This is a genomic window from Kitasatospora sp. NPDC001527, assembly GCF_040298605.1.
Taxonomy (GTDB): Bacteria; Actinomycetota; Actinomycetes; order Streptomycetales; family Streptomycetaceae; genus Kitasatospora.
On the sequence record NZ_JBEPAM010000035.1, the window covers coordinates 62117 to 83241 of the forward strand.

Consider the following 21125-nt stretch of genomic DNA (forward strand, 5'->3'; position numbering starts at 1 on the left):
GGCGGAAGCACCCCCAGGGGGCCCCTCGGCGCCACCGCCGTCGTCCAGGCCGCCGGGGAACTCCAGCACGCAGTGCGCGCCGGGCCACGCCCGGGTGATCCGCTGCTGGAACTCGATGACGATCCGGTCGTCCAGCTCCAGCTGCTCGTGCACCGCCGACGCGGCGGAGCAGTCCGTGCCGCGCTGGTGGGAGAAGTGCGGGCCTGTTCACGGCGCCGGGCTTGACGCTGCGCAGGATCAGGTTCTCCCGGCAGGCCCGGCACACGTACCGGCCGCCCGCCTCGCCGGGTTCCAGGCCGGCGGTGCCCTGGGAGAGGTCGACCCACCACTTCGTCACCCGGTCGTACACCCACGGGGCGGTCGCGTTGTCACCCATGAGGGGATCATGCCCTCTGCGGGCGGTGGTCCGGTGCTTTCGCCAAGCCCGCCTCAGGCCGTCGGGTCGGGCTCGTTGACCAGGGCCCGGGCTGGTCAGGCGTGAGGTGGCGGACCTGGATATCGCGGACTCCGTAGGGGACCAGGACCGGGACCGGCGGGGCGGGGCTTCAGTCCCGAAGGCCCCGCTCTGATCCCGTTGTCGGCCGCCAGCTTCGGTGGCGGGCGCTCAGCTTGTCATTTAACGTCCAGCTGCGAACAGGTGAGCCTGACGATCACGCGTTCGCGCGGCTTGTTCGGGGGAAGCACCGCGTTCCCGAACAGTGTCCGGGAAGTGCCTCGCCATTCGATGTCGGTCCCTTCGGGCATGATCTGCTCCGATCGGACTCGACGGCGGAAGACAGGGCATGAGCGACTGGCGGACTGACCCGACGTACGCGATGTGCCGGGCCTTGGTGAACGGGGCGGAGCTGTCCTCGTTCGCGGACGGGCCGTTCGACGTGCGCGCGGTGGCGGCTGCGGTCCGGCCCGAGGCCAAGGACAGATTCCTGCTGGACGAAGTCCCCTGGGAGAACTTCCCGCAGGGGGACCATGTCCGGGAGGCCGTCCGCCTGTTGAGCCGGTTGATCCGGGAAGCCGACTCCCTTCCACGGCCCCGGCCGAAGCCGCGAAAGCCCCAACCGCCGATCCCGCCCAGCCATCACGGCGCCTTCACCTGGCATCACATCCCGCAGTACCTCCCCGAGGAGTGGCTCCACTACTTCGATGCGCCCGCCGGTACACACGAGGCCCTGCGGCGTGCCGTGCCCGTCCACCTGGTCAAGATGATCGCTGGCGGATCGGTGCAGGACTGCGCCGAACGCCTTGGCGTGCCGTTCGGCACGGCGGCGTGGGCGATGGGCAACGCCCGCCGCCGCCTCGCCGACGCTGACGCCCTTGACGCGTTGGAAGCCGGCCTCCAGAAGCTGGCCGACCACCTTGATGCGCAGACATGCCTGGTCGACTACCACCGCCGCCGCCAGGCCCTTGTTACCTGGTCTCTCTCCGAGGCCGACTGGCGCCGCCTGAGCGAGAACCTGCCCGAGCGCACCGGGCGGCGCTTCGACGACGCCGTGCGCCGCGATACCGCCGCCGTCCTGATCTGGACGGACATCACCCAGAGCCACTCCCACCAGGCCTACGTCGTTCACCGGGCACGCGCCGCTGCGCTTCCCGCCCGCAGCCCGCTCCTGCAATCCTTGACGGAGACTCGCTACCAGCGCCGCTGCGGCCGCGCCTGGGAACTACGGCCGATCGCCGAACAACTCGACGCGTACGCTCGCGATCTCGCCACCGCGATTGATCGGCCCTGCAACTGAGGGCGCATTCCCGTACCCCACAGGCTGGGCGGCCGGCTCCCGCCCCGCACGTGAAGGGCGACGAAGCAGAGGCTGTCGGCGTGTGCCGACGACCCCCTTGTCACCGGCGCCGGGTCTTGGGCTTCTCCTGCGCCTTGGCCGTCATCCTCGGCCGCGTGTCGAACGGTCTGGCTCAGCGGGCCCAGTGCCTTTGACGAGTAGCCCCTGCTTTTCACCGGCTGTAGGGGCGACTCCTCATAATCCAGGACGCGATGCTGGGAAGTTGTCCGCCCGCTCCTGGTGACATCACGTTGATGCTCATTGACCCCGTCGAAGCCATCAGACCCGCCGACGCGGATTGAAATCCGTCATGGCAGCTTCGGCCGGAAAGGCACATACGCATGCATCTTGGGCCCCTGACGCCGGACAGCGGAGACCAGGATGCGTGCCGGCTGCTACGGGTGTCGGTGGCCTGCGGCCTTTAGGCGCGTGGGCAGCCACGCACGATAGCGGCGCAGGGCCTGGCGCTGCTGACGCTGCTCCCCGAGCAGGGCGATCGCCGGGTGGATGCCGGGCCTGGGCCTGCTGCCGCGGGCGATGCGGCGCAGTTGGCGGCGGACCTGGGCCATGCTGGCGGCTGAGGCGAGGGGCTTGTCCTTCCAGGTGACCGGTCGCATCTGGCGGTCGGCCTCGCGGCCGTTGAGCCAGTGGTTGGGGAGGTCGGGGGTGACGGCGAGGGCGGTGCCCATGCCGACGAGTGCGACGCCGCTGGCGAGGACCTGTTCGGCGGTGGTGCGCCGGGTGATGCCGCCGGTGAGCATCAGCGGGACGGGGCTGGTGGTGACCAGGTCCTTGGCCAGCTCCAGGAAGTACGCCTCGCGGGCCTGCGTGCGGGTGTCGGTGGCTCGGCCGGTCATGGCGGGGCTCTCGTAGCTGCCGCCGGAGAGTTCGACCAGGTCGACGTCGAGCAGGGACAGCCACTCGATCACCTGGCGTGCGTCGTCGGCGTCGAAGCCGCCGCGCTGGAAGTCGGCGGAGTTGAGCTTCACGGCGACGGTGAATGACGGGGAGACCGCGGCGCGGACGGCGCGGACGGTGTCCAGGAGCATCCTGGCCCGGTTCTCCAGGGAGCCGCCCCAGGCGTCGGTGCGCTTGTTGACCAGCGGTGACAGGAACTGCGACAGCAGGTAGCCGTGTGCGGCGTGGATCTCCACCCCGTCGAAGCCGGCCTGTTCGGCGCGCGCGGCCGTGACGGCGAAGCGCTTGACGGTGGCCTCGATCTGCTGGGCGGTCATGGCGCTCGGTCGGCCGAAGCGGCCGCTGTGCTTGCCCAGGTCGACGCCGAGGTCGGACGGTCCCCAGACGACGCCGGGCATGTCGGAGGCGACCTGGCGGCCGGGGTGGTTGATCTGCATCCAGATCGCCCCGCCGGCGGACTTGCCGGCCTTCGCCCACTCGGCGAAGGGTTCCAGGGGCGCGGCCTCGTCCAGGACGACACCTGCGGGGCCGGTCAGGGCCTCGGCGTGGACCATGACGTTGCCGGTGATCAGCAGCCCGGTGCCGCCGGCGGCCCAGCGCCGGTACAGGCCGATCAGCTGCTGGTCCGGGAGCTGGCCGGTGCCGGCCATGTTCTCCTCCATGGCCGCCTTCGCGATCCGGTTGGGCAGCACCGCCCCGGAGCCCAGGGGCAGCGGCGTGAACAGTTCGCTGGCCATCTGATTCTTCCTCTTCCATCGACTAGGATGTGTACATCGCTTACATTAAGCCAATAATGTAGGCGGCGCAAACATTGGAGAGAGTGACCCATGCCGCAAGTGAGTGCCTCGTACCACCACGGCGATCTGCGCGCCGCATGCCTGCGCGCCGCCCGGGAACTCCTGGAGGAGGACGGGAGTGCCGGGCTGTCCCTGCGGGCCGTGGCTCGACGGGCGGGGGTGTCGGCAACCGCTCCCTACCGCCACTACGCAGACCGCGACGCGCTCGTCTCGGCGGTCGCGGCCGAGGGCTACGCCGAGCTCGCCGACCACCTGGCGGCGGCGCACCCGTCACCGCGCACGCCCGAGGACCTCGCCGAGGTCGCGGTCGCCTATGTCCGGTTCGCCCTGGAGCGTCCGGCGTTGTTCCGGGTGATGTTCGCCGAGCCCTGTGATCCGACGAGCGAGGAGCGGGTCGCGGCGACCGCCGCCATCTGGGAATACGTCCGCGGCATCGTCCACGGCGTCTTCGCCGGCTCCGACCCCGAGGCCCTGTCCACCGCCGTGTGGGCCGTCGTCCACGGCCTGGCCTTCCTGCACCTGGACGGGAAGCTGGACACCTCCACCCCCGGGGCGGTGTCGGCCCAGGTCCGAGCCGCCGTCCAGGCACTGCTGACCGCGACTCCTGCGCAGCCCCAGCCGAAGACCGCGACGGCCGAGCAGGTCGACGCCTAGCGGCGGCCGAGCCAGGCGGGTAGATGTTGACACTGCACACTTAGTGAGCCTAATGTGTGCAGTGCAAACATTTCTTGGCTCATGCGAACGGACTTGCACCATGAAGGCAATGACGATCAAGGAATTCGGCGGCCCTGAGGTCCTGGAGTGGACCGAGGTCGAGGACCCGACCCCTGCGGCGGGCGAAGTCGTCATCGACGTGGCCGCCACCGCCCTCAACCGGGCCGACATCATGCAGCGCTGGGGCCTGTACCCCCTCGCCCCCGGCACGTCCCCCTACCCCGGGCTGGAGGCGTCGGGGCGCATCAGCGCCATCGGCGAAGGCGTCACCGGCTGGAAGATCGGCGACGAGGTCTGCGCCCTGCTCACCGGCGGCGGCTACGCCCAGAAGGTCGCCGTTCCCGCAGGCCAGCTCCTGCCCGTCCCCAAGGGCCTCAGCCTCGTCGAGGCGGCGGCCCTGCCCGAGGCCGTCGCCACGGTGTGGTCCAACCTCGTCATGACCGCTCGCCTGGATCACGGCGAGAGCCTCCTCGTCCACGGCGGCGCCGGCGGCATCGGCACCGCCGCCATCCAGATCGCCAAGGCCCTCGGAGCCCGCGTCGTCACCACCGTCGGCGGCCCGGAGAAGGCCGCCCGCGCCCGGGAGCTGGGCGCCGACGTCACCGTCGACTACCGCACCGAGGACTTCGCCGAGCACGCACCCTACGACGTCATCCTCGACGTCATCGGCGGCCAGTACCTCCAGCGCAACATCAGCTCCCTCGCAGCGGACGGGCGCCTGGTCGTCATCGGCCTGCAGGACGGCCTGGAGGCCCCGCTCAACCTCGCCGAGCTGGTCTTCAAGCGCGCCTCCGTCCACGGCACCACCCTGCGCACCCGCCCCGCCGCCGACAAGGCCGCGATCATCGCCGAGGTGCGCGAACGGGTCTGGCCGATGATCGAGGACGGGACCGTCAAGCTCGTCGTCGACCGCGCCCTCCCGCTCGCCGACGCCGCCGAGGCGCACCGCCTCATGGAGGCGGGCGGACACACCGGCAAGATCATCCTCGTCAACGACTGAGCGAAGGAACTCCACCGACACCGGCCCCTCGCTCACCCCCGACCCCACCAGCGAGAGCTTCGCCATCGCCGGGCAGACGGCCAGTGGCGGGGCCCGCTTCGGCGCACCCCGCATCGCCCGGGCCGTCGTGGACGTCCGCGAGGCCGCGTACGCGCACCTTACGGCGGCCTCCCTGCCCGAGGCGGAGGGCCGCCACCTCGTCGTGGCGGAGACCACCGACATCGTGGACCCCGGCCGCAGGCTGCTTCCCGTCCACGGGGCCGAGCCGGGGCTGCCGCGCCGAGCCGTTCCCGAGCCCCTCGCGGTCGCCCTCGCGCCGGTGATCGGACTCCCGCGCGAGTACGTGCGCCGCAACATCGGCTTCGACCTCCGCAGCGACAGGGCCAAGAGCCGTCGTGCGCTACCGGCCCGCCCAGACGTCCATGGAGGAGATGCCCGGCCAGCTCGCCGCGTCCAAAGCGCCGAAGAGCTGAAGCACGGATCCGAAGCCGGAGCAGGGTGGCGGACCGCGGTCCGCCACCCTGCTCCGCTTGTTCGGACCGTTCGCGATCCCGGCCTGAAGAACCGGGCTCGCGCCCGTGTCAGTGGGCCAGGTCGGCCACCATACGGTGGGCGAGCTGCTTGGCCGAGCCGGGGTTCTGGCCGGTGTAGAGAGTGCGGTCGACCTCGATGTGGGGCAGGAGCGGCAGCTTTCCCTTGGCGTAGTGCGCCCCGCTCTCGCGCAGCCGGTCCTCCAGGAACCAGGACGCCTTGCGTCCGAAGCTGTTCAGCTTCTCCTCGACGTTGGACAGCGCGGTGATCCGGTATCCGGCGAAGGGCCAGGAACCGTCGTTGGTCCTGGCCGCGAGCAGCGCGGCAGGGCCGTGGCACAGCAGACCCAGCGGCCTGCCGGAGGCGAGTTGCCTGGTGAGGAGCGCTCCCGAGACCTCGTCGTGGGAGAGATCTTCCATGGGGCCGTGTCCCCCGGGGTAGAAGACGAGGTCGAAGTCGTCGGGATCCACGTCGCTGAGGGAGGCCGGGGCGTCCAGTGCGTCCTGGATCGTGGCGAGGTAGTCGGCGACTTCGCGGAGGGTGCCCGGAAGGCCGGCGGTGCGGCCCATGCTGATCCTGTCCAGGGTGGGTCGCTTCCCGCCGGGGGTCGCGATGGTGATCTCCCATCCGGCCTCGGTGAAGATCTTGTGCGGCATCGCCAGTTCCTCGCCCCAGTAGCCCGTGGGGTGCCTGGTGCCGTCCTTCAGCGTCCAGTGGTCGGCCGCCGTGACGACGAAGAGGGCACGGGTCATGTTCTCGCCTTTCCGGGTGATGACGGGGCCGTCCGTCCGAACGGCTGCCGTCGTGTTCCGTTTGTCTCGATCTTCGGCGCCGCCGTGGGCGCCCGCCCGGTGAGAGCCGCGGTCCGCGGCCAGGGCTACAGGTTGCGCCTCGCGCGCGGGATCCGACGATAGGAGGAGGGGAGGTTCGGCCGGGGGTTCGTCAGGCGCGGCCGGTGAGGCCGCACGAGCACGGCACACGTGTGCCCGCGACATGGAGAGAAGATGACTGAGCTTCCTGCGCCGATCACGCCGTACCTGGAGCCCGCCGCGAAGGAGTTGTGCGACGCGACCGATCCGCACCCGCGGCTCTACGAGGTCCCGCCGGAGAAGGGCCGAGAGATCCTCCTCGGCCTGCAGTCCGACCCGGGCGTGCCCCGTCCCGAGGTCGACGAGGAGTGGGTCGAGGTGGACACCGGTGAGTGGGGCACCGTGCGAACCCGCATCATCCGCCCCAAGGGCGTCACCGGACCGCTGCCCGTGGTGTTCTACATCCACGGCGCGGGCTGGGTCTTCGGCGACGACAAGACCCACGACCGCCTCTTCCGGGAGCTCGCCGTCGGCGCGGGCGCGGCGGGCGTCTTCCCCGTCTACGACCGCGCGCCGGAGGCCAGGTACCCCACCCAGGTGGAGCAGAACTACGCCGTAGGCCAGTGGGTGCTCCAGCACGGTGCGGAACACGGCCTGGACACCTCGCGCATCGCGGTCACCGGGGAGTCGGTCGGCGGCTGCATGTCCGCGGTCTTCGCGCTGATGAACAAGGAGCGCGGCGGCATCGGCCTCAAGGCCCAGGTCCTGCTCTACCCGGTGACCAACGCCGACTTCGACACCCCGTCCTACTTGCAGTTCGCCGAGGGCTACTACCTCACCCGCGACGGGATGAGGTGGTTCTGGGACGCCTACACCACCGACCCGGCCCAGCGTGCCGAGCCGCACGCCTCGCCACTCCAGGCCCCACTGGAGCTGCTGCGGGGGCTGCCCACCACCCTGGTCATCACCGATGAGGCCGATGTCCTGCGCGACGAGGGCGAGCAGTACGCCAACAAGCTTCGCGAGGCCGGCGTCGACGTCACGTCCGTCCGCGTGGCCGGCATGGTCCACGACTTCCTGCTCCTGGACAGCCTGCGCGACACCCGCGCCGCCAACGTCGCCCGCAAACTCGCCATCGATGCCCTCAGGACGGCGCTCCACGGCGACTGAGCGGCCCCACACTGTTCAGCGGACGCCGAACGCCTTCATGGCCCTGAGCGTGCCGGTCAGCAGGGCGGCCCAGGTCTCGGGGCTGACGCGCTGTGGCGGGTAGAAGCCCTGGATGCGCTGGTGGGCGACGGTCTGGGCCTCGGTGTACTTGAGGATGCCCTCGGCGCCGTGGCGGCGGCCGAGTCCGGAGTCGCCCATGCCGCCCATCGGCGCGTCGATGCTTCCCCACGCGGCGGCGAAGGCCTCGTTGACGTTGACGGTGCCGGCGTGCACGCGGGCGGCGACGGCTCGGCCGCGCGCCCCGTTGCGGGACCAGACGCTGGCGTTGAGGCCGTACGGCGTGGCGTTGGCCCGTGCGATCGCCTCCTCGACGTGGCGGAAGGAGTAGATGGAGACGACCGGGCCGAAGGTCTCGTGGTCGTACACCGTCATCTCGGGGGTGACGTCGGTGAGGATGGTCGGCTCGTAGAACAGGGGGCCGAGGTCCGGGCGGGCCCTGCCGCCGGCCAGGACGGTGGCGCCCTTGGCCACGGCGTCGTCGACGTGTTCGGTGACGGTCCCCAGCTGGGACGGCGTGGTGAGGGAGCCGACGTCGACGCTGTAGTCGTACGCGGCGCCGATCCTGAGCCTCTTCGTGCGCTCGACGAACGCGGCGACGAACTTCTCGCGGACGGACTCGGCGACGTAGAGGCGCTCGACGGAGACGCACAGCTGGCCGGCGGAGGGGAAGCAGGCGTTGACCGCGCCGGCGGCGGCCTTGTCGATGTCGGCGTCGTCCAGGACGATCATCGGGTTCTTGCCGCCGAGTTCGAGGGAGGCCCCGATCAGGCGCCGGCCCGCGTCGCTCGCGATCTGGCGTCCGCTGGCGGTGGAACCGGTGAACATCATGTAGTCGGCGCCTGCCATCAGGGCGCCGCCGATGGCACTGCCCCGGCCGACCACGATCTGCCACACGTCGGCCGGCAGTCCCGCCTCGTACATCAGGTCGAGCGACCACAGGGCGGTGAGCGCGGTCTGGGTGTCGGGCTTCTGGACGACGGCGTTGCCCGCCATGAGCGCGGCGATGGCGTCGCTGGCGGCCATGCTCAGGGGGTAGTTCCACGGGGAGATCACCGTGACGACGCCCTTGGGGTGGCGCAGTTCGGTGGTGTGGGTGAGCAGCGGGATCGCGCCGCGGCGGCGCTTTGGGCTCAGGTACTTGGCGGCGTTGCGCGCGTAGTAGCGGGAGACGATCCCGATGTCGACGACTTCGAGGAACGCGTCGCGGCGGGTCTTGCCGTTCTCGGCCTGCATGAGGTCGAGCGCCTCCTCCTGGCGGGCGAGGACGAGGTCGTGGAAGCGCAGCATGATCCTCTTGCGCTCCGCGATCGGCGTGGCCGCCCAGGTGGCCTGGGCAGCGCGGGCGCGGGCGAACGCGGCCTCGACGTCGTCGGGGGTGGAGATGGGGAAGTCGCCCAGGGGGTGGCCGGAGTACGGGGCGCTGGTGGTGACGCGCGCGGCGTTCGGTGCGGCGGAGACCCGTGCGGTCAGCCGCTCGATCAGCGCCGGGGTGATGGAGGCGGGCAGGCCCTGGGCGCGGGCGGCCGTGGGGCTGGCGGTTTGTGCGGTGGCCATGGCGAGGGTTCCTTGCTACTTGTTCCGGCGCTGGACCGAGGTGGGGACCGGCATGTGGAGGGCGAGCTGGCCTTCGGTCATCACGTCGAACTGGATGGTCCGCATCGGCTTGAGCGAGCGCAGGTCGTCGGACATCCGGCCCTCGCCGAGCTGGAGGCGGACGTCACGCGGCAGGCGCGTCGTGCCGGCGTTCAGCACGTTGGTCTGGCTCAGGGTGGAGTGCCATGCGCCGTTGATCGTCGTGTAGGAGGTGAGCGAGCTGACGCGGTCGCCGCTCAGGTGGGCGGTCTGCTTCGGCGTGGTCGCCTGGAGCGACAGGTCGAGGCCGCCGGCGTCGTTGGTGACCCGGGCGGTGGTGCGGCGCTCGTCGATGTCGACGTCGAGGCCGGTGACCCACTTGGGGAAGCCGTAGCCGTCGTGGCCGCGGACCTGGGCGATCTCCGTGCTGACCGGCAGGGACAGTACGTAGGAGTCGAGGTGTTCGTTCTTGAGGCCGGCGACGAGGTCGAAGAATCCGAGCTTGCCGTGCCGCGCGGGCTTCACGGCGATGCCGACGGCGGCCTCGGTGTAGAAGTCGATGTCGCACACGTCGTAGCGGAAGAACATGACCGAGATCAGCCCGAGGCCCGGGGCGATCTCCAGCGGCGCGAGCTCGCCGGGCAGCCGGGTCCGGATCGCGCTGGAGGGCGCCAGCATGGTGATCCGGGCGGTCGAGACGCTGTAGTAGAAGTTCGGGGTGAGCGTGGGGCCGATCGGGGAGTCGACCTTGATCTTGGGCAGCTGCCGGAAGAAGTCCACCCCGCTGACGCGGGGGTCCCGGGCGATCTCATCCAGGTCGGGGTTCATCCGGTACCGGTCGTACAGACCCCCCTTGGGGACGGTGACCGTGCGGCCGCCCAGGTCGACCTTGACGGTGGTGTCCTTCTGCGCCGAAGACATGGTCCGGCTCCTCACTAGTCATGTAAGCGGTGTACACATGACTATAGGTCGCGATGTAAGCACCGTCAACAATGGGGTGCACGGGGATTCCGCAGAGAGACACGGCCGTCGGGGTTGGCCTGCCGACCGTGCGGCCAGTCGCCCACCGAGACCGTCGTGCTGGCGGCTGAGCGCCTCCAGCAACGATTACTCCCGCATGCTCAGGCCGTGCCGGGCCTGAAGCGAATGTTCGACGCGCACCTCGACCCAACCCTGCAAGAGGGACAGGGCGGCCCAGTCGCCGGCGAGGGCGGTGAGCGCGGGATCCATGGCGACCGCGTAGGCCCTTCCTTTCAAATATCCGTTAATTCAAATACCAGTGTGCGGCTGTATAACGCTAGAGCAACTAAATCCCGTGTGCCCTCTGCCGCTCAGCCGCTGGCGCCATGGCAGTCGATCCCACTGTTGCTGCACGCGGAGGCGATCCTTCCGCCCGCCCGGGGTGACGCCCCGATCGATCCCCCGTTGGGCTTGGTGACAACAAGCCTGCCTTGGTGACGCCTGTCGTGCTTCGGTACAACGAGGGCGTGACCTGCGACGGAGCGACCTCCTGAGGAAGCAATCGAACATTCGAGCGATAATCTGGAGGTGTGACCGCAGCCGTTCCCTTCTCCCGCCCCATGCGCTCCGAGCCAGCACCGGGTGATGCCGAGCGTGCGCCGCGGGAGCTGATGACGCTGCCCGGCTACTACCGCGATGTGCGCCGGTGGAGGCTGGTGGAGATCCGGATCGGCGGCGCATGGCTGCCGGGGATGCTCACGGTGTGGCGGCGCCCGCCCGGCGCCGCCATGTGGGTGGTCCATGTGCGCTGGGCCGAAGACGGCCCGGCGGCCGGCGGGCAGGGCTGGGGCTGGTTCCTGTTCGACTCCGAGCGGATCCGCCCGCTGCCCGAGCCGACCGCCGCGCCGCCGGCCGCAGCCCCGTACTTCGGCCGGTGGCGGGACGCGGTCGCCGTGCCGGGCGAACTGGTGGGCGCACCCGATCCGGACGGCGCCGACGGGTGCTGGCGCCTGGCCTGGCTACGCGCCGGAGGGCTGTGGCGCTCGACCCTGGTGACGGCCCGCCGCCGCCCGGGCCCAGGTCTGCCGTGGATCGCGCACGCCCGCTGGGGCGAGGACAGGCATGCGGCCTGGGTGATCGCCGACCCTGTCGTCCTCCATCCCCTGTCCGAGGCCACCGACCCGGCGCCGGCCGGGCACCCGACCGGCGCGCAGGCAACAGCGGAGCGGGCGGGCGGCGCGTGAAGGCCCTGGCCGCCACCGACATCCGGCACGGCGTCGACCGCCAGGCACGGCTTGCCAGCCTGCTGGAGGCGACATCACCGGCGACCCGCGCCCGCGAGGCCCAGGCCGCGACGCTGCCGGTGCTCGACCCGCTCGCCAGCCTGCTGCCCCACGGCGGCCTGGCGAAGGGCACCATCACCGAGGCCACCGACATGAGCCTGCTGCTCGCGCTCGCCGCCGGTCCGGTGACCGCCGACCCGCACGCTTGGACCGCCGCCGTCGGCCTGCCCGAGCTCGGGCAGGCCGCGGCCGCCGGCTACGGCATCGACCTGCGCCGCCTGGTCGTCGCCGATCACCCTGGCGAGCACGCCGCCGAGGTCATCACCGCGCTCGCCGCAGCCTGCCCCGTCGTCCTCGCCGCCACCCCCACCAGCGTGCCGCCGCGCGCCCTGGACCGCCTCGTCGCGCACCTGCGGCGCACCGGCACCGTCCTGCTCACCCCCGGCCCCTGGCCCGGCGCCCACCTGCGCCTGGAGGTCACCGCGTCCCGGTGGTCCGGCCTCGGGGACGGGTTCGGTCAGCTCACCGGTCGCCGGGCCGAGGTTCGCGCGACCGGGCGCGGCGGCGCGCACCGCCCCTGCACCGCCGAACTGTGGCTGCCTGCCGGGGACGGCACCGTCACCACCGCCACGCCCGGGACCGTCGTCGGCGGGGAGAAGCCGGACGTCGTTGTCGCCTTCGGGTAGCGGGAGGGGGACCCGCTACCCGGCTGGCGGCCGCCGCCCTGGGGGGCGGCGGCCGCCCCGGTTCGGTGTCGGTGGTGCCGGTCCACGGCCTACTGGGTGTGGGTGTCGGGTTGGGGGTCAGCGGGCGAGGGTGATGGTCAGGGGCTCGTTGGGGCAGGTGGCGCCCAGGTCGCGCAGGACGGTCTTCTCCTTGGTGTCGACGCTCTGGCGCCAGCGGGTCTTGGAGACGGTCCAGCGGGTGAGGTAGTCGCACGTCTCCTCCTCGATCGGGCGCCACTCGGCGATGTCCTTGTCGCTCTTGCTGCGGTTCGAGCGGGCGGTGACGGCGACCAGGTCACGGGGCTCGTCCAGGTCGTTGGCGTAGGCCTGGCGCTCGGCCGCGCTCCAGGCCGAGGCCCCACTGTCCCAGGCCTCGGCGAGCGGCACCACATGGTCGACATCGAGGGCGGAGGCGTCGGTGACCACCACGCCGTCGTAGATCGAGTACCAGGTCCCGCCGGTCAGCGAGCAGCCGGGCCCGATCTGTGGCGCCTCGACGGCTTCACGCAGGATGACCTCCTTCCTGGTGTTGCAGCCGTCCTTGTCCGCGTCAATCCAGTGCCGGAAGGCGGTCCGGACGTAGCCAGTGCGGTCCTCGTCGGCGACGGGCAGCGCCTCGATCGCCTCCAGCAAGGGCACAGTCAGCGTCTTGCCGACACGGTGTGCAGCGGTGGGTACGGGGGCGGCCTGGGCCGGGACGGCGAGCAGGGCGAGGGCGGTGGCGGTCAGCGCGGTGGCGCCGCGGCGCCACCAGTTCGTGGTGATCATGGTCTACGGCTAGCAGCCGGCTGCGGAGCGGTGGTGGCCCGTCACCCGGCGGGCGGCGTGCCGCAGCCTGAAGGTTGACGAGCAGATCTTCGGCCCGGATGAGCGGCTGCCGCACGGCCGCGTCCGTCCGCCGGACGGGGAGGTGGCCGGGGCGGCGGCGGGCGATCAGGGTCCCGTGCGCGGCGGAGTGGAGCTGCCGGCCGGCGATCGACTCGGTCAGGAAGTCGGAGCACGGAGAAGTGATGCCGCTCACACTCGCTACGCTTCGTGCTTAGTTGAATGCGGAAAGGAATGTCCGACTGGCCTACCCAGGGCTGGAGTTGATGCGCCCCTCCGAATCGCCCATCACTGTGAGTTTCTATTTGCGATCTTAGGGTGAGATTTCTGTGGGCCGTATGCGTGAACGGGCAGGGTCATTTGGTTGTGTGGAGGCAGACCACAACGTTGCCTCGGCGTGCAGGACCTGACGCCGTATCCGACCGAAAGAGTCAGATGGACGTCCACCATGACACGGCCGCCGCCCTCGGGCGGCCTGTCCGCACCCGCGACCGCCGACGACCGGCACCCGGCGCCGCGGACGCCGCGGCGCTGTCCCGAGCGGGAGCGGCCCGATGAACGACGACACCTTCACCGGCAACGGGATAGGCCCCGCCGTGCACGAGCCCGTCGACCTCCCGCTCGACTTCGAGGCCTACTTCCTCGTCAAGAACAAGGGCTTCCGCCGCTACGCCGCCGAGATGCTCGGCGACCAGGCGGTCGGCGACGAGGTGGTGCGCGAGGTCTTCACCCACCTCGCCCTGAACTGGGACCAGGTCCTCGCCGGCCCCGACTTCGAGTCCCACACCTGGGACGTCCTCACCGGCGCCGTCATGTACCGGGTGCACCGCCTGCGGCGGGAGCACGAGCTCGCCGCCCGCCTGCGCCAGACCCGCCGCAAGCTCGACCAGATGCACCAGGCCCTCGCCCGCGTCGAAGGCGGCGCCGGCCTCTACGCCGCCCTCGCCGACCTGCCCGCCCGCCAGTGCGACACCTTCATCCTGCGCACCACCATGGGCTACACCGCCGAGTACACCGCCCAGATCCTCGGTATCCACCCCCGCACCGTCGACTACCACCACCGCCGCGCGCTCACCGGCCTCGAACGTCTGCTCACCGACCGCCACGTCCTGCGCCGCACCGCCGCCGTCCCCGGCCCCCGCCGCGAAGGAGCCGACCGATGAACCCCGAACACCTCCTCCACGACCTCATCCCCACCCCCACCACACCCGCCGGCACCGAGCCGGACGACACCTTCGACGTCCCCGCCGAGCTGCGCCGCATCTCCGCCGACGTCGCCCGGATCCGCCGAGGCCAGCAGCCGCCGCCGGGCTGGTGGGCCGAGCAGCAGCAGGCCCGGCAGTGCCTGGAGGCGGTGGTCGCCACCGAGCTCAGCACCACGCCGCTCGCCCGGATCGCCGACCTGGCCGCGCTCGCCGACCTCGCGGACCTAGTGGAGCAGCCGGCCGCCGCAGGCTCCGGTCGCCGGCGCGCGCGCCACCGGGGCCGGGTCGAGGACATCACCCAGGAGATCGAGGGCTTCCGCCTCTTCGGCTGCGTCCTCTACCTGGCCGGGCACCCGGTCAGCGCGGAGTTCTGGTGGAAGATCGGCGCCGGCGCCCGCGACCGCATCTCCGCCTGGTGCCTGTACCTCCACCACCTCGGCCGCGGGGAGATCGGCGAGGCCCGGCTCTGGTTCGAGCAGGCCGTCCAAGCCGCCGAAGGCCTCGCCCCCGGCGTCCCCGCCCCTGCGGTCCCCGACATGCCCGACTACTTCCGCACCGCCCCTCTCGCCATGGACACCCGCACCGCCGCGGCCGCCGCCCCCGTCGGCGCGCTGGCCCGCGAGGTCGACCGGCTGGTGATGCACACCGGCGACGACACCGACGGCCTGGTCTCCTGCCCCGACCGCCGCCTGGCCGACCGCCTCGAGGAATACGCCGGCCTGAGCTGACAACCCCGCTGGTCCGGCACGCCCCCGCGCCGGACCAGCGACGGAGCCGCCCAGTATCAGGACCGATTTTCGCCGCCTGATCCTGAGGGAAGCCCAAGGCCGTACACGTTTCTCGCGCCCGGGTCCTGTCCAGTGGACTCCGCGCGCCTCGAAGGGGTGAAGGACGACTCCTCTCCCGAAGGAGGGCGCGATGACGCCCGTACTCCAGTTCCTCACCGAAGCCCTCACCGACCCGGCCGGCCCCCAGGCCGACTACCTCGCCGCCCTCGCCCGCAACCTCGGCCTCACCGCCACCGGCGCGGCGAACACCGTCCTCGCCGTCCGCGCGCTGCGCGACCGCGGGACCCGGAAGGGCGGGCCCCGTTGCGGTTCGGACCCGGTTCCGCCGAAGGCCGACGCCGAGTAGGGCCGGCGCACGAAGGTGAGGCCCGGCCGCTGGGAAGGGGCGCCGGGCCTCACTGTGATGGGCCGGTCGGTCGCCGCCGGGGGCTGTGCCGGAGAGGGATGGTGGCCTTGCAGTCCCAGCAGTCGAGAGTGGTGCGCGGCGCCTGCTCCGGAGCGGGCTCAGCAGCGTTGCCGGTGGGGGCGTCGGGCGAGGTGGACGCGTGTGTCGGTTCTGGGGACTGAGCGGCAGAGTTGCCCGGTCTGGGCCCGGCAGTAGGGACAGGGGCGGGTCATCGCGTCGAGGTAGTCCTCGGTCTCCTCCCAGCCGAGGTCCCACAGGCGGGCGACGTGGGCGACGCCGGCGATCCGTCGCGTCGACGGGATGCTGCGGCAGGCCCGGCCCGCGCGCGCATCACACAGCCAGCAGGCCCGGTCGCAGACGGGGCAGCCGTCCTCGGTCCGTAGCTCGGCGCAGCACAGGATCTCGTGCTCGCCGGGCCCCAGGGCGGAGGCGCGGAGTTCGGTCGGGTCGGGCCTGCTGAAGTCGTCGTCCCAGCGCGGGGTGTCCGGGCCGGTGTAGCCGTCCCACGGCGCGCGGACGGCGGGCGCGGGAACGGCCGGCTGGTAGGGACGCGGGGTGGGGAGGCCGCCGCGGGCCGCACCGCGCCGTACGGGATGGACACTGCTGCGACCGCCGCACATGAGGCCCGGCTGGGCCTTGCACTGCGGGCATCGCACCGCCAACGCGGGATCCTGGTCACTCGCCACTTGATCGTCCTGTCTCAGGCTCTGGTCTGCCTTCCTCGACCGGGGACCGCCCGAACACGTCCGGGTCGGAGAGCAGCCCCTCGGACAAGCTACGGTGCCGCCGGGGTGCCTCGGGCGCGAACGGGGAGACGGGGTCCGGTCCACGGCCGGGCGATGCTGCTGTCGGTACCGACTGCCATCGTTTGTCACGCAACGTCATATTACGATTGCGGGAGGTCGCCGTGGAGTACCACCGGATGTCGTCGGAGGCGAAGGCCGCGTTCCTGGCGAAGCACCCGCGGTGCGGGTTGTGCGCCAGGCCGTCGGTGCAGATCGACCACGACCACGTCTCGCACGAGGTGCGCGGTGCGCTGTGCCGGCGGTGCAATTCCCGGCTCGGGTCGCTGGAGGCGGCGCTGCGCTTGCCCGCGAGGATGTTCCAGAGCCTGGCGGGGGACCTGCACCGGGCGCTGTGGCGTGCCGGGGCCGTGGAGCTGGAGAAGTACGCCGGGGACTTCGACTATCTCGGGCTGACGGTCGGGGAGTACGAGCGGCGGCTGCGGGCGGTGCACGAGCGGCTGGTGCTGCCGTACGTGTACTGGGCGCCGGTGACGCGGGAGGCGACGATCCGCACGCGGGAGTGGACGAAGATCGGGCCGCTGTGCGACGACGAGGAGGCCGAGCGGCACCGGACGCGGCTGGTGGCCGGGCCCGCGCCGTACTGGGTGTGGGCGACGCGCGAACCCGACGACGGGGTCAACAGCCCCGTGCCCCGCGCCCTGGTCGTGGTCGCCGATTCCACCGAGGGCGCCCGCGAGCTCCACCAGCAGCTACGCGGCCCCGTCGACATGAGCCGCCACGAGGCCAGGGACCGCGCCTTCGCCGAGCTGGCGGTGCCGGTGCTGCTGAGCCGGCCGCTGACAGCGGAGCAGTTCCGCGGCGCGCACTGGCTCGAGCGCGAGGAGCTGCCGACGACGGAGAAAGAGCTGCGGGAGCTGTTGCTGCGCTACGGCTACATGGCCGGCTGGCTCGACCTGGCGGTACGGATCGTGCTGGAGGACCTCGCGGGGGCACTGCCGTCTGCGGCGTGGGCGGTGCCGAGCCGGGCGCGGTGGCACTGGCTGGAGCTGTTCGCGCAATGGCGGGATCAGCGAGCGCCAATATGAAAATCATATTCAACAAGGGTTAAATTAATGGGTCAATGAAATTGGGTAATCGAGATGGGTAATGATGTGTTAGGTTGGTCCTGGAGGTGAGGCTTCATGCCCACGCAGGACGAGTTGTTCGCGGCGGTGGACGCGCTGCTGGCCGGAGAGGAGCCCGGGCCGCAGCTGCCGGAGCCGGCCGAGCGTGCGCGCCTTCGGGAGGCCGCCGGGGTCACCCAGGCGCAGCTGGCGAAGGTGCTGCAGTCGACCGTGCAGACGGTGAAAAACTACGAGAACGGCCGTAGCCAGCCGAAGCCGCCGCGCCTGGAGGCGTACGTCAGGCTGTTGGAGGGCTGGGCGGCGAAGTACCCGGCCCCGGAGAGCGTCCCGGCCGCCTCGACGGTCGACCAGGTGCCGGCCGCGTTCGCTCCGGCGCCTGCCCCGGCGCCGGTGGAGAGCGCGCCGGAGCCGGCTGCCGACGCGGCCGACGCGGTGGTGGAGGCCGCCGGGGACGCCCCGCAGGCGCCGTCCGTCCCGGCGTCCCGGCCCGCCGCGGTGCGTGCGGGCGGCCCGGTGCTGCGCCGCGCGGCGCGGCCGGCGCCGTACTTCGACGGGCAGTTCCCGAACGGGCCGCTGGTGGTGCTGGACGGGGACGGCACCGCGTACGGGGTCGGCGGCCTGCTGTTGGAGTGCCTGGCGACGACGCTGGCGCAGCTGGTGACCTGGGCGCTGACGGAGTCGGGTCTGGGGACGGCGCGGTTGCACCGCAACGGCCGGGACGGCGACCCGCTGGTCGTGCTGACCGCCGAAGCGGCCGAGAAGTTCGGGCTGCCGGCCACGTTGGACGACGACCCGGCGACCCGCCGCTCGCAGCGGCTGTCGGAGGACCACAAGGTGGTCAAGGCGCTGGCCCGCTCGAAGTGGCAGCTCACCCGCCGCGGTTTCGGCCCGTGGGCCCGCATCTACCGGCCGGTCAAGGACGGGCGCCGGCAGTGCGTGCAGCTCGCGATCCTGCCGTGGCGGGCCCTGGACACCCGGGCCTGGGGCGCGGCTGCGGACCTGCCGGCCCCGGACCTGGCCCGCGTGCTCGGGATCTACGCCCAGCGGGTCATCACCCCGCGCGGCTCCACCGCGACCTGCGGGCTGGAGCTGATGACCGCGCTGCGCCCGCCGACGCGGGCGGTGCGCGACGAGGCGACGGGCGGGTGGGTGTCCGCGCCGAATCCGGGCGCGCTGACCGAGGTCTACGAGGCTGCGCCGCCGGAGGTGCTGACGGAGCACCCGGCCGCGCAGGGCTGGACCGGCGGGTTCCTGGACGAGGAGTCGTACCAGTGGATCCGCCCGGTGGAGACGCTCTCCGAGGCGGAGATGGTGGAGCCGTTCGCGGTGGGCATCGACATCAACACCGCCTACCTCGCCGCCGCCGCCCGGCTCTCCGTCGGCCTGTCCGGCCCCGTCCACGTCCAGCGGCCGGTCTTCGACAAGAAGGTCCCGGGTTCCTGGTTCGTCGACCTCTCCCACGTCCCGGCCGACCCGCGCCTGCCCTCCCCGTTCACCCCGACCGGCAAGCCCCCCGAGGGCCCGGCCTGGTACACCACCGCCACGGTGGCGTACGCGGTCGAGCTCGGCCACGACGTCGCTCCGATCGAGGCCTACCTGCGGGAGAAGGCCGGCGCCTACCTGGACCCGTGGCACGACCGGCTCCGCGAGGCCTACGTGACCACCATGGCCGAGGCCGGCATCCCCACCGACAAGGACGCCGACGAGCGCCAGTTCCTCGCCGCGATGACCGCCCACCGCCTCCTCAAAAGCGCGGGCACCGACCTCGGCGCGCTGCGGACCGCGCTGGCCGCCGAGGGCCTGGGGCACCTGGCGGAGCTCGGCGACGACCAGCTCTCTTCAGCCGCGTGGCGTCACCACCAGATCGCCATGGTGCTGTCCGCGGTGAAGTCGACGGTGAAGTTCGGCATCGGCAAGCTGCGCGAGCGCCCCCAGGGCCTGACCTACAGGTCCGGCGAGCCCTGGTCGGCGCTGGAGCGGCCGACCTGGCGCCCGGACATCCGGGCCGCGGTCATCGCCAAGGCCCGGGTGAACATGCACCGCAAGATGGTCAACGTCGCCCGCGCGAGCGGCCGCTACCCGCTCGGCGTCAACAACGACTGCGTCGTCTACGCCTCCCCCGGCGCCTCGCCGCTGGACTTCCTGCCGCTTACCGGCGCCGGCAAGGTGCTGCCCGGCACGTTCCGCCTCGGCGCCACCCCGGGCCTGTCCAAGGTCGAGGGCGTGCAGCAGATGCTGACCGTCGTCGACTGGCTCGAGCGCGACCAGCCCGTCAACCCGGCCCGCCACATCAAGGGCTACGACGCCAACGCCGTCGACGGGAAGTAGGAGAGGCCGTGGAGGAGATCACCGACGCCATCGACCGGGCCGCGCCCGAGCACTTCACCCAGGCCCTGCCGAAGTCCGCGCAGGCCCAGATGCGGGCCCTGGTCAAGGCCGTCAAGGGCGACAAGAAGGCCGTCGCGGACCGCCTGGGCGTCGACCCGAACACCGTCCGGCGTTACCTCAAGGGCGAGCGCAAGCACCCGCGCGCCGCGCTGCGCGAGGCCCTGCTGCGCGAGCTGAAGAAGGTCTGGCAGCCCGGCATCCGCCGCCAGGCCCGCAAGAAGGCCGCCGCCAGCACCGGCATCACGGTGGAGGTGTGGGCGTACTTCGGCTACACCGCCCCGGTCGGAACTACCGACGAGCCCCGCCTGCGGCACCTGACCGTCCATCTGCCCCCGGAGTACGCGGAGCGCCTCTTCGCCGCCCAGGACGAAGGCGCCGGCGACCAACAGATGCGCGACATCATGGCCGAAGGATTCCAGGAAATCTATTTCCAGAACGGCGGATCACGCGCCGAAAACCTGGAAGTCGAATTCACCGGAATCCAGGCGATCGACGTTTCCTACTGACCCCAGGATGGAGAAAGCCATCATGCACCACACCGTCCCCGGCACCGACATCAACAGCGTGCACCTCGCGGCCGCCCGCCGGCGGCCCGACGAGCGCCAGGCCGCCGACCTCGAGCACATCCGCGCCTACTACGCGCTGGAGAGCCGCCTCGGCATCCGCGTCGAACTCGGCGGCCGCATCCGCCACGACGGCCGCGCGGGCACCATCGTGGACACCGCCGGGCAGCGGCTGAAGGTGCTGCTCGACGGCGACCAGACGCCGAGCGTCTGCCACGTCACCTCGCAGATGGCGTACGAGACGCCCACCGGGTGGATCACCGCCACGCCCGTCCCGGACCCGTGGGCCGCCGCCCCGACGGCCTGAACGGGACCGCGGTGAACGCCCGAGAGCGCCTCGAAGCGATGGTCCGCACCGACCGCGGCAACATGACCGTCCGGTCCCCGCAGGAACTTCGCGAGGCCCTGGACGCCTACGCCGACGAAGTCCGGGCCGACGCCGCCGGATCGCCGACCGTCCCGGCCGACGCCGACGGGGACACCAAACGCCTGGCCGGCCTCGCCGCGCACGGACTGCGCCGCGCCCTGGCCGCCGGCGGCGAGGCCGAGCTGCCGCCCGCCGAGGAGCTGGCCGCCCTGGTCGCCGAGTTCGACCGGATGCGGGCGGTGGTCGCCGCTTCGTGGAGGCAGGCCGCCGTACAGCTGGCGGCCGTCCCGCACCAGCCGACCGCGCTGACCGGCCCGTACTGGTACGGCCAGGGCTGGGACGACGCGGTCCACCACCTGCATGACATGGCCGACGGCATGGAACCGCACGGCCGGTAGGAGA

At 71.9% G+C, this 21125-nt stretch carries 20 protein-coding genes; 14 read left to right on the forward strand and 6 right to left on the reverse strand.

From position 1 onward, the window contains the following. The first annotated feature begins 782 nt into the window (after positions 1-782). On the forward strand, positions 783-1733 hold the full coding sequence (locus ABT238_RS26850) for a hypothetical protein (RefSeq protein WP_350794377.1): 951 nt from the start codon (positions 783-785) through the stop codon (positions 1731-1733). Between the two features lie 434 nt (positions 1734-2167). Here the strand turns inward: ABT238_RS26850 and ABT238_RS26855 are convergent, their stop codons facing one another. After that, positions 2168-3427 (reverse strand): NADH:flavin oxidoreductase/NADH oxidase family protein, encoded by a 1260-nt coding sequence (locus tag ABT238_RS26855; protein WP_350794385.1) that lies wholly within the window; start codon positions 3425-3427, stop codon positions 2168-2170. 90 nt (positions 3428-3517) lie between these two features. Between ABT238_RS26855 and ABT238_RS26860 the strand changes: the two genes are divergently transcribed. Next, complete coding sequence (locus ABT238_RS26860) at positions 3518-4141, forward strand: TetR/AcrR family transcriptional regulator (RefSeq protein WP_350794393.1); 624 nt, start codon at positions 3518-3520, stop codon at positions 4139-4141. Between the two features lie 100 nt (positions 4142-4241). Next, entirely contained in the window at positions 4242-5201 is a 960-nt protein-coding gene (locus tag ABT238_RS26865; RefSeq protein ID WP_350794400.1) for an NAD(P)H-quinone oxidoreductase, read from the forward strand. Between the two features lie 581 nt (positions 5202-5782). Here ABT238_RS26865 and ABT238_RS26870 read toward each other — a convergent pair. After that, positions 5783-6484 carry a type 1 glutamine amidotransferase domain-containing protein gene (locus tag ABT238_RS26870; RefSeq protein ID WP_030394832.1) on the reverse strand — a complete coding sequence of 234 codons (702 nt, stop codon included), beginning with the start codon at positions 6482-6484 and terminating at the stop codon, positions 5783-5785. A gap of 252 nt (positions 6485-6736) precedes the next feature. Between ABT238_RS26870 and ABT238_RS26875 the strand changes: the two genes are divergently transcribed. Next, positions 6737-7711 carry an alpha/beta hydrolase gene (locus ABT238_RS26875; RefSeq protein ID WP_350794416.1) on the forward strand — a complete coding sequence of 325 codons (975 nt, stop codon included), beginning with the start codon at positions 6737-6739 and terminating at the stop codon, positions 7709-7711. 15 nt (positions 7712-7726) lie between these two features. Here ABT238_RS26875 and ABT238_RS26880 read toward each other — a convergent pair whose 3' ends face one another. Beyond that, a complete protein-coding gene (locus ABT238_RS26880) occupies positions 7727-9325 on the reverse strand; it encodes a succinic semialdehyde dehydrogenase (RefSeq protein ID WP_350794423.1) in 1599 nt (532 codons plus the stop codon). A 15-nt stretch (positions 9326-9340) separates the two neighbouring features. Then, positions 9341-10264 (reverse strand): acetoacetate decarboxylase family protein, encoded by a 924-nt coding sequence (locus ABT238_RS26885; RefSeq protein WP_350794430.1) that lies wholly within the window; start codon positions 10262-10264, stop codon positions 9341-9343. A 629-nt stretch (positions 10265-10893) separates the two neighbouring features. On the opposite strand from ABT238_RS26885, the gene ABT238_RS26890 reads away from it, so the two are divergent. Next, on the forward strand, positions 10894-11547 hold the full coding sequence (locus tag ABT238_RS26890) for a hypothetical protein (protein ID WP_350794436.1): 654 nt from the start codon (positions 10894-10896) through the stop codon (positions 11545-11547). After that, entirely contained in the window at positions 11544-12272 is a 729-nt protein-coding gene (imuA', locus tag ABT238_RS26895) for a DnaE2-dependent mutagenesis accessory factor ImuA' (RefSeq protein WP_350794442.1), read from the forward strand. Before ABT238_RS26890 ends, imuA' begins: the two co-directional genes overlap by 4 nt. 117 nt (positions 12273-12389) lie before the next feature. Here the strand turns inward: imuA' and ABT238_RS26900 are convergent, their stop codons facing one another. Next, positions 12390-13079: an HNH endonuclease family protein gene (locus ABT238_RS26900; protein WP_350794449.1), complete on the reverse strand. Its 690-nt coding sequence runs from the start codon at positions 13077-13079 to the stop codon at positions 12390-12392. Between the two features lie 611 nt (positions 13080-13690). Between ABT238_RS26900 and ABT238_RS26905 the strand changes: the two genes are divergently transcribed. The 3 genes from ABT238_RS26905 to ABT238_RS26915 all read left to right on the forward strand — a co-directional run bounded on the left by ABT238_RS26905 (position 13691) and on the right by ABT238_RS26915 (position 15475). After that, positions 13691-14299 (forward strand): RNA polymerase sigma factor, encoded by a 609-nt coding sequence (locus ABT238_RS26905; protein WP_350794457.1) that lies wholly within the window; start codon positions 13691-13693, stop codon positions 14297-14299. Further along, positions 14296-15069, forward strand: coding sequence for a hypothetical protein (locus tag ABT238_RS26910; protein WP_350794465.1), 774 nt, complete (start codon positions 14296-14298; stop codon positions 15067-15069). Before ABT238_RS26905 ends, ABT238_RS26910 begins: the two co-directional genes overlap by 4 nt. A 190-nt stretch (positions 15070-15259) precedes the next feature. Beyond that, entirely contained in the window at positions 15260-15475 is a 216-nt protein-coding gene (locus tag ABT238_RS26915; protein ID WP_350794472.1) for a hypothetical protein, read from the forward strand. A 158-nt stretch (positions 15476-15633) separates the two neighbouring features. Here ABT238_RS26915 and ABT238_RS26920 read toward each other — a convergent pair whose 3' ends face one another. Further along, positions 15634-16221, reverse strand: a complete 588-nt coding sequence (locus tag ABT238_RS26920) for a zinc finger domain-containing protein (RefSeq protein ID WP_350794478.1) — start codon at positions 16219-16221, stop codon at positions 15634-15636. A gap of 221 nt (positions 16222-16442) precedes the next feature. Here ABT238_RS26920 and ABT238_RS26925 point away from each other — a divergent pair, with 221 nt between their 5' ends. From ABT238_RS26925 to ABT238_RS26945, 5 genes are all read left to right on the forward strand, one after another. Continuing rightward, a complete protein-coding gene (locus tag ABT238_RS26925) occupies positions 16443-17366 on the forward strand; it encodes an endonuclease domain-containing protein (RefSeq protein WP_350794486.1) in 924 nt (307 codons plus the stop codon). Between the two features lie 96 nt (positions 17367-17462). After that, the gene (tap, locus tag ABT238_RS26930) at positions 17463-19733 is read left to right on the forward strand and encodes a telomere-associated protein Tap (RefSeq protein WP_350794493.1); all 2271 of its coding nucleotides are present in this window, start codon (positions 17463-17465) and stop codon (positions 19731-19733) included. 8 nt (positions 19734-19741) lie between these two features. Beyond that, positions 19742-20299, forward strand: coding sequence for a telomere-protecting terminal protein Tpg (tpg, locus tag ABT238_RS26935; protein WP_350794497.1), 558 nt, complete (start codon positions 19742-19744; stop codon positions 20297-20299). A 22-nt stretch (positions 20300-20321) separates the two neighbouring features. Continuing rightward, the gene (locus tag ABT238_RS26940; RefSeq protein WP_350794504.1) at positions 20322-20663 is read left to right on the forward strand and encodes a hypothetical protein; all 342 of its coding nucleotides are present in this window, start codon (positions 20322-20324) and stop codon (positions 20661-20663) included. A gap of 11 nt (positions 20664-20674) precedes the next feature. Further along, a complete protein-coding gene (locus tag ABT238_RS26945) occupies positions 20675-21121 on the forward strand; it encodes a hypothetical protein (protein ID WP_350794513.1) in 447 nt (148 codons plus the stop codon). Positions 21122-21125: the final 4 nt, after the last annotated feature.

Excerpts from the sequence above, each read along its gene's own strand:
- ABT238_RS26850 (WP_350794377.1), top strand. The coding sequence starts at position 783 with ATGAGCGACTGGCGGACTGACCCGACGTACGCGATGTGCCGGGCCTTG.
- ABT238_RS26855 (WP_350794385.1), bottom strand. The coding sequence starts at position 3,427 with ATGGCCAGCGAACTGTTCACGCCGCTGCCCCTGGGCTCCGGGGCGGTG.
- ABT238_RS26860 (WP_350794393.1), top strand. The coding sequence starts at position 3,518 with ATGCCGCAAGTGAGTGCCTCGTACCACCACGGCGATCTGCGCGCCGCA.
- ABT238_RS26865 (WP_350794400.1), top strand. The coding sequence starts at position 4,242 with ATGAAGGCAATGACGATCAAGGAATTCGGCGGCCCTGAGGTCCTGGAG.
- ABT238_RS26870 (WP_030394832.1), bottom strand. The coding sequence starts at position 6,484 with ATGACCCGTGCCCTCTTCGTCGTCACGGCGGCCGACCACTGGACGCTG.
- ABT238_RS26875 (WP_350794416.1), top strand. The coding sequence starts at position 6,737 with ATGACTGAGCTTCCTGCGCCGATCACGCCGTACCTGGAGCCCGCCGCG.
- ABT238_RS26880 (WP_350794423.1), bottom strand. The coding sequence starts at position 9,325 with ATGGCCACCGCACAAACCGCCAGCCCCACGGCCGCCCGCGCCCAGGGC.
- ABT238_RS26885 (WP_350794430.1), bottom strand. The coding sequence starts at position 10,264 with ATGTCTTCGGCGCAGAAGGACACCACCGTCAAGGTCGACCTGGGCGGC.
- ABT238_RS26900 (WP_350794449.1), bottom strand. The coding sequence starts at position 13,079 with ATGATCACCACGAACTGGTGGCGCCGCGGCGCCACCGCGCTGACCGCC.
- ABT238_RS26905 (WP_350794457.1), top strand. The coding sequence starts at position 13,691 with ATGAACGACGACACCTTCACCGGCAACGGGATAGGCCCCGCCGTGCAC.
- ABT238_RS26910 (WP_350794465.1), top strand. The coding sequence starts at position 14,296 with ATGAACCCCGAACACCTCCTCCACGACCTCATCCCCACCCCCACCACA.
- ABT238_RS26915 (WP_350794472.1), top strand. The coding sequence starts at position 15,260 with ATGACGCCCGTACTCCAGTTCCTCACCGAAGCCCTCACCGACCCGGCC.
- tap (WP_350794493.1), top strand. The coding sequence starts at position 17,463 with ATGCCCACGCAGGACGAGTTGTTCGCGGCGGTGGACGCGCTGCTGGCC.
- ABT238_RS26940 (WP_350794504.1), top strand. The coding sequence starts at position 20,322 with ATGCACCACACCGTCCCCGGCACCGACATCAACAGCGTGCACCTCGCG.